Here is a 16,077-nt window from a genome sequence, read left to right as displayed (position 1 = left end):
CCGCCCGGCGGCCTCCGGCCGGGGCACGCGGGGGCAGAGCCCCAGCACACGGCGCGCAACGCGAACACCGGCAGAAGGGACGTCATGCTCGACCACCTGATCAAGGGCGCCACCGTCGTCGACGGCACAGGCGCCCCCGCCCGCGTCGCGGACGTCGGCCTGCGCGACGGCCGGATCGTCGTCATCGCGGCGCCCGGCACCGTCACCGAAGAGGCCCGCACCAGCGAGGACGCCACCGGCCTCGTCCTCACCCCCGGCTTCGTCGACCCGCACACGCACTACGACGCCCAGCTGTTCTGGGACCCGTACGCCACCCCCTCCATGAACCACGGCGTCACCACCGTCGCCGGCGGGAACTGCGGCTTCACCCTGGCCCCCCTCAACCCGGCCCGCCCGGAAGACGCCGACTACACCCGCCGCATGATGAGCAAGGTCGAGGGCATGGCCCTCAAGGCCCTGGAGGAGGGCGTCGACTGGACCTGGTCCACCTTCGGCGAGTACCTCGACGCCCTGGAGGGCCGGATCGCCGTCAACGCCGGCTTCATGGTCGGCCACTGCGCACTGCGCCGCCACGTCATGGGCGAGGACGCCGTCGGCGGCCAGCCCACGCCCGAACAGCTCCAGCAGATGATCGACCTCTTCCACGACGCCATGGACGCCGGCGCCTGGGGCCTGTCCACCACCCAGTCCTCCACGCACTCCGACGGCGCCGGCGCCCCCGTCGCCTCCCGGCACGCCGGGCCCGGCGAACTCCTCGCGCTCTCCAAGGCCGTCGCCGAACACGAGGGCACCCAGCTGGAGGCGATCGTCGCGGGCTGCCTCGACCAGTTCTCCGACGAGGAGATCGACCTCTTCGTCGAGATGAGCGCCGCCGCCGGACGGCCCCTGAACTGGAACGTCCTCACCATCGACGCCTCCGTCCCCGAGCGGGTCCCGCGCCAGCTGATCCCCAGCGAACGCGCCCGCAAGGCCGGCGGCCGCATCGTGGCGCTGACGATGCCGATCCTCACCCCCATGAACATGTCGCTGGGCACCTTCTGCGCGCTCAACCTCATCCCCGGCTGGGGCGAGGTCCTCGCCCTGCCCGTCCCCGAGCGGATCGCGAGGCTGCGCGACGCGGACGTGCGGGCCGAGATGCTGCGCCGCGCCGACAGCAAGGAGGCCGGAGTCTTCCGGCGCCTCGCCAACTTCGGCCGCTATGTCATCGGCGACACGTACAGCAAGGAGAACGAGGGCCTCTCCGGCCGCGTCGTGCGCGACATCGCGGCCGAGCGCGGCCAGGACCCCTTCCACTGCCTGGTGGAGATCTGCGCCAACGACGACCTCCGTACGGTCCTGTGGCCGATGCCCACCGACAACGACCCCGCCAGCTGGGCGCTGCGCGCCGAGACCTGGCAGCACGAGGACGTCATGCTCGGCGGCTCCGACGCGGGCGCGCACCTGGACCGCATGTGCGGGGCCCCGTACACGACCCGCTTCCTCGGCGACTGCCTGCGCGGCCGCAAGCTGGTGCCGCTGGAGCAGGCGGTACGGATGCTCACCGACGATCCGGCCCGGCTGTTCGGGCTGCGCGAGCGAGGCCGCATCACCGAGGGCTACCACGCGGACCTGGTGCTCTTCGATCCGGCGCGCATCGAGGCCGGACCGGCGACGCTGGTCCACGACCTGCCCGGGGACAGCCCGCGGCTGGACGCGCGGGCCATCGGGATCGTCTCGGTACGGGTCAACGGCGTGGAGACCATCCGCGACGACGAGGTGACGGGCGCGATTCCGGGCGTCGTGCTCCGGTCGGGCCGGGACACGAGGACGGTGAGCACGCGGTGACCGAAGCGCAGAGGCTCTTCATCGGCGGCGAGTGGGTGGAACCCGACGGCGGCCACTACGAGGTGGTCGACCCGGCGGACGAGTCGGTGGCCGGGCTCGCGCCCGAGGCCTCGCGGGCCCAGGTCGAGGAGGCGGCGCGGGCCGCGGCCGAGGCATTCGGCGCGTGGTCCCGTACGAGGCCGGAGGAGCGGGCGGCGATCCTCGACCGGGCCGCGGACATCATCCAGCGGGAGTTCGAGCCGTGGGCGGCCCTGGCCCGGGCGGAGACGGGCGCGCCGACGGGCATCGCGCGCGGGATGCAGGTCGGCGTCGGGGTCTCGCGCTTCAGGCGGTACGCGAAGGGCGCCCTGGAACCGGTGGAGAGGGGCCTTCCGCCGCAGGTCACCGAGGCCGGCCCGATGGGGAAGGCGAGTGTCCTCGGAGCCCTGGAGGTGCGCCAGCCGGTCGGCGTGGTCACCTGCATCACCTCGTACAACAACCCGTGGGCCAACCCGGCGGGCAAGGTCGCCCCGGCCCTGGCCATGGGCAACACGGTGGTGGTCAAACCGGCCCCGCAGGACCCGCTGTCGGTGTTCAAGATGGCCGAGGCACTCGCGGAGGCCGGGGTTCCGGCGGGCGTGGTGAACGTGGTCGGCGGGCAGGCGGTGGAGGTCGGCGAGGCCGCCGTGGACTCCCCGTACGTGGACATGGTGTCCTTCACCGGTTCCACGGGTGTCGGCCAGCGCATCGCGGAGGTCTGCGGCCGGACGATGAAGCGGCAGCTGATGGAGCTGGGCGGCAAGGGCGCGGCCGTCGTCCTGGAGGACGCCGACCTGGACGCGGCGGTGATGGGGATCGGGACGACCTTCTCCTTCTACTCCGGGCAGATCTGCACGGCTCCGACGCGGGTGATCGTGCACCGCTCGGTCTACGGGCAGCTGGTCGAGAAGCTGACCGGCTACCTGGCCTTCATGAAGGTCGGCGACCCGAAGGTGCAGGGCACGGTGGTGGGCCCGGTGATCTCGGCGGCGCACCGGGACCGCGTGGAGTCGTACGTCGAGCTGGGCCGCAAGGAGGGGGCGCGGATCGCGTACGGCGGCGAGCGCCCGGTCGTCGGGGACGGCCGCGGTTTCTACGTGGCGCCGACCCTGCTGGTGGACTGCACGAACGACATGCGCGTGGTCCGGGAGGAGATCTTCGGCCCGGTCGTCGTGGTCGTGCCCTTCGACGGGGGCGAGGACCAGGCCGTCGAGCTGGCCAACGACAGCGACTTCGGCCTGCTCAGCTACGTGTGGTCCGGGGACTCCGCACGCGCGTTCCGCGTGGCGCGGCGGCTGCGGGCGGGCGGGGTGGGCGTGAACACCATCGGCCGGAACATGGAGGCGCCGTTCGGCGGCTTCAAGAGGTCGGGCGTGGGCCGGGACGTGGGCTCGTACGCCTTGCACGCGTACAGCGAGATGCAGTCGATCGTCTGGACGGGCTGAGACAGGGCGGCGGCGGGCGGCCGGCCGGGGGAGTGTCCCCCGGCCGGCCGCCCGTTCCTACGCCTCCTGGCCGGATCCGCCCCAGGCGTACCCGAGGGCGGCGGCGAGCCCGCTGCTGCCCCGCTGGAGCCGGGCGAAGCCCTTCGGGTCGGATTCCGCGATGCGTTCCAGAGCGGAGGCCGCCCGGTCCTCCGGCGGGCTGCCGTCGTCGGGCAGGTGCCAGTCGAAATACAGCCGCAGCGGGTTCCCGTGCGGGTCCTCGGCGCCGTCCGGGGCGGAGAACACGAACCGCAGCACCGTGATGTGCGGCTCGCGGTGGTCCGTGTGGATCCACACGGGTGCGAGGTCCCACCGTCCCAGCAGGTCGGGCCGCTCCCGCAGGCCCGCCGAGATGAGCCGCGCCGTGCGGCGGGCCGGCCAGCACCAGGAGTGGTCCCGCTCGGCGCGTTCGAGCTCGGCGTCGTAGGCGGCCGCGTCGAAGCGGTACGGGGGCGGCTGCGGGCCGACCGCCCCGCGCCAGCCGTCCCACACCACCGCGTCGCCGTCCCGGCGGATCGTCACGTACAGCGCGCCGCAGCAGCCTTCGGTGCACTGCGCCTCGGCGAGCTGCACCTCCCGGGGCTCCGGTCCGGCGCGGAGTCCGCCGCCGTCGACCAGGTACTCGGGTGACAGGCCCGGCCCCTTCCCGAACAGTGCGGGGACGAGCGGGAGCCCGTCCACCAGGATCCGGGTCTCGACGGAGTTCGAGTCCGCGGCGTCGTGGACCACGGCCACCTCCCAGCGCGGGTGCGGGCCCGTCGCCGGCGTACCGGCGAACGGTTTGCGCCCGGTACGCCGGATCCAGTCCGCGCGGCGCCGCTCCGCTGCCCGCGCGGGGTCCTCGCCCCCGGGCGGCGCGCCGGACCGGAGGGCCCACGCGGGCCCGGCCAACAGCCGCTCCAGGCCGCCGAGCAAGGCCTCCCGCCGGTGGGGCCGCCAGTCCAGCAGTGCGGCGGGCCCGCTGTGCAGGTCGAGGGCGATGGAGAGGAGCAGCTCGTGGAGCTCCGGGCCCGGGGGCAGCCGGTCGGCCTGCCCGAGGACGTACGCGTACACGTTCGTGGCGGGCAGGTAGTCGAGGATCTCGGCCCGGCGCCCCAGATCGCGGGACATCCGGTGCACCAGGCGGGCCGCCAGGGCCAGCAGTGCGGGGTCCCCCGGGTGGGCGCGCAGCAACCCGTCGAGGTCGGCGGCCTCGGCGATGCGCCGGGCGCAGAGCAAGGCCCGTGGATCGTCGGGCACCGCGACGAGCGCCGCCCGGACGGCTTCCGCGTCGCCGGTGGCGATCGCGTCGACGAGCGGGGTCAGCAGCTCGGACCGGTCCCGGCCGCGGATCACCAGGAGGGCGGCCGCCTGCCGGTCGAGCGGGTCGAGTGCGGCGGTCGCCACGGACGAGAGGCCGCAGAGCGTGCCGAGGGCCTTAAGGACGGGCACGTCCTCCGGTTCGCCGAGGCGGATCAGCAGGGCGATCCCGATGCCGACGGCCGCTGCGGTGCTACCGGTACGGGTCAGATGGCGGGCGGTGGCCCGGGCGGCGTCCTCGTCGGGCAGGTCGAGGCGCGCGGTGTGCGCGCGGACGGTGCGCAGGGGCATCCCCAGCTCGCCGGCCCGCCGGTGGACGGCCTCGGCGGCCCGTACGGGGTCGGGGTCGGCCAGCAGGGGGGCGAGGGCGGCGCTCACTTCGGCCCGTGCCCGTTCCCAGGTCGGGTGAGGGCGGTCGGGTGCCGGCGGGGGCCCCTCGGGCAGGGGATGGCCGCGGCGCGGAACCCGCCCCTCCGGCTCGATGCCGATCCGGAAGAGGGCGTAGTCGTACAGGGAGGTCGTCCGGGGGTCGAGCGGCTCGCGCTCGTCGCGGACGGTCATCGGGCGGGGTGGGACTCGATTCCATGGGTCATGCGGCGAGCCTGCCAGGCCGGGTCAGGACGCGTCCAACGAAAATCCCGCCTCGCCGCGGACCCGGCCGTTGACCTGGAGCTGCACCAGGTGCTCGCCGGAGTGGTAGCGGCGGGTGGTGATCGGCTTGAAGGAGTGCCGCTTGGTGCCGCTGAGGGTTTCGCCGGGGGCCACGGCGCGGGTGAGGAGTTTGAAGACCTTGGGCGTGCGGGCGCCGTTCGCCTTCGTGTGGTGCACGACGTAGTCGACGACGAGTTCGGCCGGGAGCGTGCCGGTGTTGGTGACCGCGTAGTCGAAGACGAGGTACTCGCCGACGGTGACCCGCGGGGTGGTGACCTGCGGCCCGTGGACGGCGACCGGCACGTCCGGGGAGTGCCCGAGCAGGGTCAGCGCCTCGGGCCGCCCGGCCTTGATCAGGGTGCGCAGGCCGTGCCGTACGACGCGGTCCGTCGTGCCCGTGGGCCGGGCCAGCCAGCGGGCCGCGGTCTCGACGGCGAGGGCGGGGTGGTCGCGGCTGATGTCGTTGAGGTGGTTGGAGACGGAGCGGCGGACGTACTCGGACTCGTCGCGGTAGAGGGCGTCCAGCACCGGAAGGGCCGGGCGCGGGTCGGCGACGAACGCGGGCAGCTGCGGGGCCCAGGGCAGCCGGGGCCGGGTGCCCTCGCTGGCGAGGCGCCGCACGTGGGGGTCAGGGTCGTCCGTCCACGTCCGTACGACGGTCAGGGCGCGCGCAGGGTCGGCGCGCAGGAAGGGCCGTACGGCGGATTCGGCGGTCAGCCGGGAGGTGAGGTCGTGCAGCAGTGCCAGCCCGGGCACGAACACCTCCAGCCCGCGGACGGCGACGGCCTCGTTGACGGGGAAGGTCATCCAGCCCGTGAAGCCGGGGTCGGCGAGGGCGGTGCGCACGACGGCCTCGAAGCCGGGCCAGTCCTCGGGGAGGTCGGCGAGCACGGCGTCGCGGACGGCGCCGACGCGGCCGCTGTACGTCAGTCCGTCGAGCGCGCCGGCCCGGGCGCGCAGGGCGGGCGAGGACCGGCGGCCGCCCGCCCGGGCGAGCAGCCGGGCCAGGGTGCTGACGGTTTCCGCGCTGAGGAGCTCATCGGCCGTGGGCATGGGGACAGTCTTGCGGATGCCGCCCCGGTCCGGGGGCTCCCGGACGGGGCGGCATCCGCTGCGCTGCGGGCCCGGTCGTGCCGGGTCGCCCGCTCAGTCCACGTAGTAGTCGGTGAGGACGCAGCCCTTCACCAGGGCGGGTTCCTTCCGGTAGCCGCTCGGCGCGGTGAACTCCGGGTGGCAGTTGAGCATCAGGAGTCCGGCCTGCGGGGTCAGCAGGGAGCTCATGGCGTCCGAGCTCTCGGATCCCACGGCGAAGTCCTGTCCGATGACGATGCCGCCGTTGGGGTTTCCGCCGCCCCCCTTCGCGGCGATCTCGGCCTTGAAGGCGGTCTGGAAGGCCTTCGGATCCTTGATCATGTAGATCGAGGTGCGGCCCCTGCTGCCGCAGGTTCCGTGCTCGGTGACGGTGGCGGCCTTGATGAACTTCTCGTCCGGGCCCGTGCTCGATCCGTTGCTGCCCGAGGTGACGGGCTTGATCGGGTCGCAGCGGGTGAATCCGTTGACGAAGCGGGCGGCCGCGGCCATGGTCGCCGCCTTGGGGAGCTTCTGGAACGCCGTCCCGTTCTTGGGGGCGTTGCCGTTGACGCCGCCGTTCTTCGTGGGGTTCTCGAGGGTGCCCTCGTGGGGGCCGCCGTCTCCCTCTCCGTTGGCGGGGCCGGCGACGGAATCCCCGCCGATGCCGCCGAGCGAAGGGTTCCCGCTGCCTCCGCAGGCGGTGAGGGTGAGCAGGGCCGTGACGGCTGTGGCCGTGATGACTATCGACTTGTTACGCACGGCTGGGACTTTAGATTCATGATCATGTCCACAGCAAGCGACCCGCCGCGGGTGACGGCGGTCACAGGGGAAAGTTTGAAAGCGGGCAAAAGGGGCACGGCTGCGGTTTCCGCATCATGGAACGAGATGTTCGGCGCCTGTCGATCCATGGGCACGTATCGCGTGAGCCTTGTATTGCGCTCTCGTGAACCGTCTTGATCTCGGCTTCCAAGGGCCCCAGGCCGTCCGAAATTCGGACTTAAGACTTCCGGATATGGAAAACGCACCCTCTAACGTCCTGACCCATGACTCAGCTGGACGTTCGGCCCCGGGCCGCAGACACGGTGAACGGCGTCGCCCAGGGCGGGGGAGACGTGCGCGGCAAGGGCCTCGGCAAGGGGTCCGTCGGGCTGGTGGGCAGCGCCGTCATCGGCATCTCCACCGTCGCCCCCGTCTACTGCCTGACCTCGACCCTCGGGTCCACGGCAGGTGAGGTCGGCGTCCAGATGCCGGCGGTGTTCCTGGCCGGCTTCCTCCCGATGCTGCTGGTCGCCTTCGCGTACCGCGAGCTCAACAAGGCCATGCCGGACTGCGGCACCTCCTTCACCTGGACCGTCAAGGCCTTCGGCCCGCGGATCGGCTGGATGTGCGGCTGGGGCCTGGTGATCGCCACGATCATCGTGCTCTCCAACCTGGCCGGCGTCGCCACCTCCTACTTCTGGCTGCTGGCCGGCGAGATCACGAGCGATCCGTCGATCGCGGCCCTGGACGACAACAAGCTCGTCCACATCGCCACCTGCCTCACCCTGATCGCCGTCGCGACCGCCATCAGCTACCGCGGCATGACGGCGACCAAGGGAGTCCAGTACGCGCTGGTCGGGCTCCAACTCCTGGTCCTCGCCGTCTTCGTCGCGATGGCCTTCCGGAAGGCCTCCGCCGGCACCTTCGACACCGGCCTGGACTTCTCCTGGTCCTGGATGAACCCCTTCGCGGTCGAGTCCATGGCGGCCTTCACCGCCGGACTCTCGCTCTCGATCTTCATGTACTGGGGCTGGGACGCGTGCCTGGCCACCAACGAGGAGACCACCGGCTCCACGAAGACCCCCGGCCGCGCCTCGCTCATCGCGATGGTCGTCCTGGTCGGCTCCTACCTCGCCACCGGCGTCGCCGCCCAGATGGCCGTCGGCGCGGGCGGCGAAGGCCTCGGCCTGGCCAACGAGGAGACCTCCGGCAACGTCTTCGCGGCCCTCGCCGGTCCCGTCATGGGCCCGCTGCTCGGCATCCTGCTCTTCGTCGCCGTCCTCGCCTCGGCCGCCGCCTCCCTGCAGACCACCTTCATCCCGGTGGCCCGTACGGTCCTCGCCATGTCGACCTACGAGGCGCTGCCGGCCTCGTACGCCAAGGTCCACGAGCGCTTCAAGACCCCGGGCCGCGCCACGGTCGTGGCGGGCATCGCCACCGGCGCCTTCTACACCGTGATGACCCTGGTCAGCGAGAACGTCCTGACCGACACGATCTTCGCGCTCGGGCTGATGATCTGCTTCTACTACTCGCTGACGGCCTTCGCCTGCGCCTGGTACTTCCGCGGCGAGCTGCGCCGCAGCGTCCGCGACCTGTTCTTCAAGGGCGTCTTCCCGGTCCTGGGCGGCCTGCTGCTTGCCGCGGTCTTCTCCAAGACCCTGTACGACGCCTGGGACCCCTCCTACGGCTCCGGCTCCACGATCCCCGGCCTGGGCGTCGGCAACGTCTTCGTCATCGGCGTCGGCCTGCTCGCCCTCGGCCTGGCCGTCATGTTCGTCACCGAACGCCGCAGACCGGCCTTCTTCCGCGGCGAGGTCCTGACGAAGTCCACCCCGGCCCTGGTGGTCGAGGACTGACTCCACCCCCGCCCCACCCGCCGAGCCATCCCCGGACCGTGGATGGCCGCCCGCTCACTCCAACGTGGGGGTGGGCGGTGACCCGAGGTGCGGCGGGGTCGTTGGGCCGGGCATGAATGCCATGAAGCGCACCCTTTCCGCCCTGGTCCTCACCGGCGGCGCCGCCCTCGCACTCACCCCCGTCGCCGCCCACGCCGACGAGCCCGCCGTCCAGGGGCCCCCGGTCGCCCAGCGCGTCGGCGAGATCGTCGACCACCCGGCCCAGACCGTCCAGGACACGAAGCTGGCGTTGGGCGCGACGACCGCGGCGGCCGGCTCCGCCACGGCGGGCGCCGGTACGGCCCTGTCCGGGCTCCCCAAGACCCCCAAGGTCGGCTGACCTCAGCCGGTACGGGAGTCCCATGGCCGGCCCGGCGAGTGACCGCCGGGCCGGCGGCCAGGAGGCGGGGCTTTCGGGTGGGGGCGCTCGTTGAGCAGCGCATGATCCTCTGGTTGCTCAATCACGTCAGCACACTGGTCATCGCCGTCCTCCTCGTCGGCGGTCTCACGGGCCTCGCCGCGGCCGGGAGCCTGGCCGCCCGCCGCCGCTTCCCGCACCTCGCCAAGGGCGAGCACAACGAGATGGTCGGAGTCGCGCTCGGCATGTTCGGCGCGATCTACGGCATCATCCTCGCCTTCGTCGTCGTCACCCTCTGGACCCAGCTGGAGAACACCCAGAACATCGTCGCGACCGAGGCCACCGACCTGGCCCTCGTCGTGCGCAGCGCCGACACCTTCCCGCCGGCCGACCGCGCGCGGGTGCTTCAAGCGGTGGGCGCGTACTCGCACGCCGTCGTCGAGGTGCAATGGCCGCTGATGCGCGACGGGCGGCCGAGCTACGAGGCGACCGCGCCGCAGACGCACGACCTCTACCGGGCCCTCCAGGCGTACGAGCCGGCCGGAACCCGCGCCGAGACCTTCTACGCCGAAGCGGTCACCCACCTCAACGACGTCGCCGCGCAGCGCCGGGCCCGCATCACGATGGCCGAGAGCTCACTGCCGATCCTGCTGCAAGTGCTCGTGTACGGCGGGGCATTGGTGATCCTCCCGCTGACGTTCCTGTTCGGGCTGCGCAGCCTGAAGATGCAGCTGCTGTTCGTGTCGGCGGTGGCGGGACTGATCGGCTTCAGCCTGCTGCTGGTGGTGGCGATGGACCGCCCCTTCGCGGGAGACCTGAGCGTGAGCCCGGCGCCCTACAAGGAGGCGGCCCTGTCGCAGTTCTGGGCTGCCCCTCAGCCCCAGGAGCGGGAGCAGAGCACGAGTCGGTAGCCGTCGGGGTCCTCGACGGTGACCCCCCACTCGTCCCAGTACGGGTTGTGGGCGGCCACGCGCGTCCCGCCGTGCTCGACGAGCCGCCGTACGAGGGCCTCGTCGGGCTCCTCGCCGAGGTAGACGACGAACAGGTCGTCGACGGTGGGCGTGGGGAGCACCGGGTTCCGCGGGTCCCGGGTGAGCTCGAAGTGCCAGGCGCCCCCGGCGGGCCCGACCATCAACAGGTCGTGCGCGCCGGGCTCGCTCACGGCGCTGCGCCACTGCACTTCGAGTCCGAGCCCGTCCACGTAGAACCGCTCGGCGGCCTTGAGGTCGAGGGACGGCCGGGCGACGCGTATGTGGGCATGTGAATCGATCATGCGCCGCAGCCTACGGCGGCAGCGCCGGACGTCAGAGCCAACAGGGCGACCAGTAACAGATGTTGCGGGTCGCGGTCGTTCCCGTGGCGGGCCGGTTCAGCCCGAACTGGGTGCTGTGTTCGCCGTCGGTCGCGCACCCCCACTTCACCGTGACCGTCATGGTGGACGTCGGCACCCGGTTGAACTGGAAGCTGTAGGGCCGGGTCATGCCGCCCGATCCCAGCGCCGCCCAGCCGCTCTCCCCGTTGCTGCCCGAGACCCACGCCCACTTGACCGTGTTGGACGCCGCGTAGTTACAGCCGATCTTGCCCTGCAGGCGGACGCTTCCGCTGGTGGGCCAGGCCTGCGCCGATGTCGCCGCGAGCGGCACCAGTGCGGTGGCCGCGAGCACGGCGGCCGACAGGACGGCTTTGAGTCGAAGGCTGCGGTTCATATGAGTTCCTCCCCTGTGGTCCCCGGCTCCCACCGGGGGCGCCGACGTTGCCATGCCCCGAGGGGGAGCAGAAAGGCACGAACGGGGGCGCTCGGAACGCGTGGAGCGCGCGACGACCCGACCACGCGCCCCCTGGGCGGTTAAGATCCGCCTGCCCGTACGTCCTGTGGTGGTCACAGGGCCGGGGCTCGCCTGGACCTGGGGGGTTCATGAGATTGCTGCCACTGGGCAGAAGAGTGCGCAAGAGACCGGGGCGGGGCAGGGCCGCACTTGCTTCCGGAGCCCTGCTGCTCGGCGTGCTGGGGTCGTTCACCGGTCAGACGGGTGCCGCTGCCGCGGCGCAGCCGCCCGCGGCCACCGCTTCACCGCAGCCCGGCACGGGCGCCGGTGCCGCCGGCACCGCGGGGCCGGGGCCCAAGGCCGCCGCGCCGAAGGCGGATCCGGCGGCCGCCCACGAGGCCGCCGTGCGGTCGCTCCCGCAGGGCGTCACGGCAGGTGCCTGCCCGGCGGCGCTCCAGCCGAGCACGGTGGTCAACTGCTCGGTGGAGCCGAACGCGACGGGGTCCTTCCAGATCGCGCTGTCGCGACCGGACGTGGTCGTGCTCCAGCTCGTCTCATCGCCGGGGATCATCCGGCCCAAGCTGATGTCGCCCAGTGGCACCACGGTGACGTGCGAGCACGTACTGGGTGCGGGCGACTACGCGTTCGGAGCGGTCCGCTGCCCCGCCACTCAGGCGGGCACCTACACGGTGAAGGCCGAGAACGGCACCGGCTCGCAGACCCAGATCTGGGTCTCGTACCTGCCGCTGCTCTCCTCCACCACCTGCAAGGAGGTCGCTCCCGCCGACCGCAGGCTCGGCGCCCCCACGGTGTTCCAGGGCTCGCTGCCGGCCGGCTCGGCGGGTGACTGCTACACGCTGGACCTGGCCGCGAACGACGTGCTCCGCGGCTACACGTCCTCGAAGGACATGCTGCAGAGCGTCTACGACGCCACCGGCAAGCAGCTCTGCGTCACCACGCGGGTCTGGTCGGACACCGAGGGCGTCCCGCTCGACTGCAAGCTCACCGGGACCGCGCCGTTCCGGGTGATGACGGTGCGGCCCGAAGGTGCGAGCCAGGCCTACGACCTCACCCTGGCGCGGCTCTCCAAGCCGGAGGGCTGCGTGCTGGTGGAGCCGCAGGCGTTCGGACTCTCCCCGGACCTGAGCTCCACGGTTCGCTGCCGCACGCTGCGGGCTTCCCAGTCCGCCTGGCACGCCTTCGGCCCGGTCGCCTCCGCCGCGGCTCCCTCCGGGACGCTGTTCACGGCGGACGGCGCCGCGACCGCGCGTGAGTGCGCGTTCGGCGGCTGCGAGCTGACGGCCGGCGACTACACCTGGGCGGTCGATCCCAAGACCCCCGCCGCCGGTGCGTACGGCATGGCCTTCCACTCCGCCAAGGAGACCCGGGGCTGCACCGCGACCCACGACAACGGGCTGGTGGCCGGCCCGGTGACCGGCACCTTCGGCGGCCCCGGGCAGCAGCTGTGCCTGACGCTGCCGACCGCCACCGGCAAGGGCGTGTACCTGCTCAACCGGACGCCCGCCGGCGGCAAGGGCGCCGATGCCGTGGTGTACGACGCGTCCGGCGTCAAGCAGTGCGAGTACTCCGGGTACCTCCCGGTCTGCAAGCTGACCGGCACCGCTCCGTTCCGGGCCGTCCTGACCGGCACGCCGTCACAGGTGTACGGGCTGGCGATCCACCGGACCGGCGAGGCCGCGGGGTGCGCGGCCTGGCCGCAGACCGGTTTCGACGGATCGGTGGGAGTGGAGGCGGCGCTGACCTCGGACAGGCTGCAGGCCTGCCTGAGCCTGCCGGCCGACAAGCACTCCGCCGCCGAGATGCTGCACTACTCCGCGCCCTCGAACCGGGAGTGGGCGACCTTCTACGTGGCCGACGCCGCGGGCGACGTCGCGTGCGGCGGCAGCGCGGTCCTCACGTGCTCCCTCACGCCCGGCGCCCCGTACACCGTCATGCTGGTCGGGCAGGCCGCGGACACCCACAAGCTGGCCCGGCGTGACATCTCGGGGACGGCGAAGTGCCCCGCGCCGGCTTCGACGACGGTCGGCGGCCGGTCCACGCCCTTCGACCTGACCTCCGCTCTCGACGCCCGCTGCCTGCGGGTGAGCGGCGCCGCCACGGACAAGTTCTGGCTGAGCGCCCGGACCGCCGGGGGGAAGGACGACCCCTCGGCGACGTTGCAAGTGGTCGACGCAGGCGGCAAGCACCTGTGCCGGCAGTACACCGTGTCCTGCCGGGTCACCGGCTCCACGTCGTACGTCGTGCTCGTGCACACCACGGGCTTCCAGGGCAAGCCGGTCCACGCCGATGTGGACACCTGGAAGGTCGGCACGTCCGCGGGCTGGGCGCCGGAGTGCACCGCGAACCGGATCTCGGTCGAAGGCTTCCCGGCCCGCAGCGGGGTACTCACCGAGTCCTCCACCGCGTACTGCGCGGTCGTCGACATGAAGCCCTCGCAGAGCTTCGCCGTCAGCGGGCAGAGCATCTCCAACGACACCAGCAGCTACGCGACTCCTGAACTGAGCCTGCTGAGCGGCCGCAAGTGGGAAGGCTCCGGCTCCGATTCCGGCTACCGGTGCGACGGCGGTTTCGGCAGCCGTTGCTCCGCCGCGAGCGACGCCGAGGCCGGCCAGGCCGTCCTGATGCTGAGCGCCGCCAAGACGGTCGTACCGGTCGAGTACACGATGCGGGGATCCTGCGTCACGACGTGCACCGGGCAGCAGCCTTCCCCATGGGTGTCCGGGATCAGCCCGGCGACCGGCCCGGCCGGGACGTGGAACCAGGCGGTCATCCACGGGGTGGACCTCACCCTCGGCATGGAGCTGATGCTCACGCCCAGCGATACCCCTTACGGCACGGGTCCGTTCATGAGGTCGCTCTCCGTGAGCCCTGACGGGACCTGGCTCAAGGTCCTGGTGGACACGACCGGCCTGGCGCCGGGCCAGTACGACGTGAGTCCCGTCCTCGGGCACAGGCTCGCCAAGGCGTACACGGTGACGGCGGCCGGAGCCCCGGCGAAGAGCCGGTTCGTGCCGATCACGCCCTCGCGGTTCCTGGACACGCGCGACGGCACCGGGGCGACGAAGACGAGGGTCGGTCCGGGTGGTGTGGTCACGCTGCAGGTTGCGGGTGTGAAGGGCGTTCCGGCGAGCGGGGTGACCGCGGTCGTGATGAACGTGACGGCCGTCGACCCGACCGAGGCGGGGCACGTGATGGTGTACCCGAACGGGCAGCCGAAGCCCGCGGTGTCGAACCTGAACTTCGCGGCCGGGCAGATCGTGCCGAACCTGGTGACGGTTCCGGTGCTGAACGGGAAGGTGGACCTGCGCAACAACGCCGGTTCGGTCGACCTGATCGCCGACGTCACCGGCTACTACACCGACAAGGCGGACACCGGTTCCGCGCTGACGCCGATCACTCCGGCCCGGTTCCTGGACACCCGTGAGGGCACGGGTGCGAACAAGGCGCGGGTCGGTCCGGGCGGTGTGGTGACCCTTCAGGTGGCCGGCGTGAAGGGCGTCCCGGCGGACGGGGTCACCGCGGTCGTGATGAACGTGACGGCCGTGAACCCGACGGAGGCCGGGCACGTGACGGTGTACCCGAACGGGCAGGCGGCGCCGGAGGTCTCCAACCTCAACTTCACCGCCGGGCAGATCGTGCCCAACCTGGTGACGGTGCCCGTCGTGAACGGCATGGTGGACCTGCGCAACAACGCGGGCTCGGTGGACCTGATCGCCGACGTGACGGGTTACTACTCGGCGAACGGGTCGACGTTCTCGGCGGGTTCGCCGGTGCGGCTGCTCGACACCCGTGACGGGACCGGCGCCCGTGCCGGGGCCGTGGGCCAGGGCGGGATCGTCAGTCTGCAGGTCGCCGGGGTCGAGGGCGTTCCGCTCAACGGGGTGAAGGCGGTGGTGCTCAACGTCACCGTCACCGGTCCGACCCAGGACAGCCACCTGATCGTCCACCCGCACGGGACCGCGCGTCCCAACGTGTCGAACCTGAACTTCAGGTCCGGGCAGACCGTTTCCAACCTGGTGGTCGTGCCGGTGGTGGACGGCCGGGTGACGTTCTTCAACAACGCGGGTTCCGTCGATGTGATCGCCGATCTGAACGGCTACTTCACCTCCTGACGACGGGGCGCGGTACGACGAGGGGCCCGGCCGATCGTGACATCGGCCGGGCCCCTCGTCATTTCCCGTGCACGCGGATCCGGGCTGCCCCGTCTCACGTGGTCCGCTGCGAAGGCGGCGCGGACGGCCGGGGCAGGCCGCGCCCGCGGCGTTGCCGCTCCAGGATGTCCCGGTCCGAGCGGCGTCGCATGCCGCCCGAGAACATGGACGCGCCGACCAGGAGGAAGAGGCCTCCGCTGATGCCCGGGCCGAGGGGGTCGAGGGTGCGGTCGCCGGTGGCCTCGACCCTCGGGTCGAGGAGGCCGAGCGGGTCCTCGAAGAGGACGACGTGCTGGCCCCGCGTGAACTCGCCGTAGCAGTTCTGCTGTTGACCGAGTTCCCGGACGGTGCCCGAGGGGTCGGCCACGCGGCAGAAGGACCGGGCGTCCCCCTTGAAGTTGGTCCGCTCACCGGTTTCGATGACCACCGCGTCGACCCGCTCGCCGAGCCGCATCGCGTAGGCCTCGTACAGGCTGGGACCGGCGAAGACGCCCAGTGCCATGGTCCCGAAGCCGACGACCGTGGCGACTCCCGCCCGGTTCCAGCCCGTACCCGCCACGGCCGCGCCGGTCCCGGCCGCGGCGAGCACGAGGAGCACGCCGAGCCAGAGCAGGCCGTACGGGTACTGGGCGAGGAAGCCGCCGAACGTGGCCGTCACCGGAATCAGCGCGGCCCAGAGCAGGCTGTTCCGGGTCCGCGCCGGACCCGGTGGAAGGCCCTCGAAAGCCCGCTTCCTGCGCTCGGCCATCCGGGTCTCGTCCACCCCGGCCCCCTCCACCC

Annotated in this window: 12 protein-coding genes; 6 read left to right on the top strand and 6 right to left on the bottom strand. The window is 72.3% G+C overall.

The features are described from left to right. Window positions 1-84: 84 nt before the first annotated feature. Both OG429_RS17250 and OG429_RS17245 read left to right on the top strand, forming a co-directional pair. The gene (locus OG429_RS17250; RefSeq protein ID WP_328926204.1) at window positions 85-1,824 is read left to right on the top strand and encodes an N-acyl-D-amino-acid deacylase family protein; all 1,740 of its coding nucleotides are present in this window, start codon (window positions 85-87) and stop codon (window positions 1,822-1,824) included. Next, entirely contained in the window at window positions 1,821-3,287 is a 1,467-nt protein-coding gene (locus OG429_RS17245) for an aldehyde dehydrogenase family protein (protein ID WP_328926203.1), read from the top strand. The genes OG429_RS17250 and OG429_RS17245 overlap by 4 nt, the downstream gene beginning before the upstream one ends. A gap of 57 nt (window positions 3,288-3,344) precedes the next feature. Here the strand turns inward: OG429_RS17245 and OG429_RS17240 are convergent, their stop codons facing one another. From OG429_RS17240 to OG429_RS17230, 3 genes are all read right to left on the bottom strand, one after another. Beyond that, window positions 3,345-5,186 carry a hypothetical protein gene (locus OG429_RS17240; protein ID WP_328926202.1) on the bottom strand — a complete coding sequence of 614 codons (1,842 nt, stop codon included), beginning with the start codon at window positions 5,184-5,186 and terminating at the stop codon, window positions 3,345-3,347. 54 nt (window positions 5,187-5,240) lie between these two features. Further along, the gene (locus OG429_RS17235; protein WP_328926201.1) at window positions 5,241-6,329 is read right to left on the bottom strand and encodes a DNA alkylation repair protein; all 1,089 of its coding nucleotides are present in this window, start codon (window positions 6,327-6,329) and stop codon (window positions 5,241-5,243) included. Between the two features lie 93 nt (window positions 6,330-6,422). Beyond that, window positions 6,423-7,106 carry a hypothetical protein gene (locus OG429_RS17230; RefSeq protein WP_328926200.1) on the bottom strand — a complete coding sequence of 228 codons (684 nt, stop codon included), beginning with the start codon at window positions 7,104-7,106 and terminating at the stop codon, window positions 6,423-6,425. Between the two features lie 284 nt (window positions 7,107-7,390). Between OG429_RS17230 and OG429_RS17225 the strand changes: the two genes are divergently transcribed. The 3 genes from OG429_RS17225 to OG429_RS17215 all read left to right on the top strand — a co-directional run bounded on the left by OG429_RS17225 (window position 7,391) and on the right by OG429_RS17215 (window position 10,270). Then, window positions 7,391-8,962 carry an APC family permease gene (locus tag OG429_RS17225; protein ID WP_328926199.1) on the top strand — a complete coding sequence of 524 codons (1,572 nt, stop codon included), beginning with the start codon at window positions 7,391-7,393 and terminating at the stop codon, window positions 8,960-8,962. A gap of 121 nt (window positions 8,963-9,083) precedes the next feature. Then, window positions 9,084-9,341: a hypothetical protein gene (locus OG429_RS17220; RefSeq protein ID WP_328926198.1), complete on the top strand. Its 258-nt coding sequence runs from the start codon at window positions 9,084-9,086 to the stop codon at window positions 9,339-9,341. Between the two features lie 101 nt (window positions 9,342-9,442). After that, window positions 9,443-10,270, top strand: a complete 828-nt coding sequence (locus OG429_RS17215) for a bestrophin-like domain (RefSeq protein WP_328926197.1) — start codon at window positions 9,443-9,445, stop codon at window positions 10,268-10,270. Here the strand turns inward: OG429_RS17215 and OG429_RS17210 are convergent. Together OG429_RS17210 and OG429_RS17205 are read right to left on the bottom strand one after the other, a co-directional pair. Next, a complete protein-coding gene (locus tag OG429_RS17210; RefSeq protein WP_328926196.1) occupies window positions 10,234-10,632 on the bottom strand; it encodes a VOC family protein in 399 nt (132 codons plus the stop codon). The two genes, OG429_RS17215 and OG429_RS17210, sit on opposite strands and share 37 nt — an antisense overlap. 31 nt (window positions 10,633-10,663) lie before the next feature. Further along, window positions 10,664-11,065 (bottom strand): hypothetical protein, encoded by a 402-nt coding sequence (locus tag OG429_RS17205; protein WP_328926195.1) that lies wholly within the window; start codon window positions 11,063-11,065, stop codon window positions 10,664-10,666. Between the two features lie 236 nt (window positions 11,066-11,301). On the opposite strand from OG429_RS17205, the gene OG429_RS17200 reads away from it, so the two are divergent. Beyond that, on the top strand, window positions 11,302-15,258 hold the full coding sequence (locus OG429_RS17200) for a hypothetical protein (RefSeq protein WP_328926194.1): 3,957 nt from the start codon (window positions 11,302-11,304) through the stop codon (window positions 15,256-15,258). Between the two features lie 94 nt (window positions 15,259-15,352). On the opposite strand, the gene OG429_RS17195 is transcribed toward OG429_RS17200, so the two are convergent. Beyond that, window positions 15,353-16,060, bottom strand: a complete 708-nt coding sequence (locus OG429_RS17195) for a hypothetical protein (protein WP_328926193.1) — start codon at window positions 16,058-16,060, stop codon at window positions 15,353-15,355. Window positions 16,061-16,077: the final 17 nt, after the last annotated feature.

The organism is Streptomyces sp. NBC_00190, assembly GCF_036203305.1.
Taxonomy (GTDB): domain Bacteria; phylum Actinomycetota; class Actinomycetes; order Streptomycetales; family Streptomycetaceae; genus Streptomyces.
This window is presented reverse-complemented; position numbering and strand designations above follow the sequence as displayed.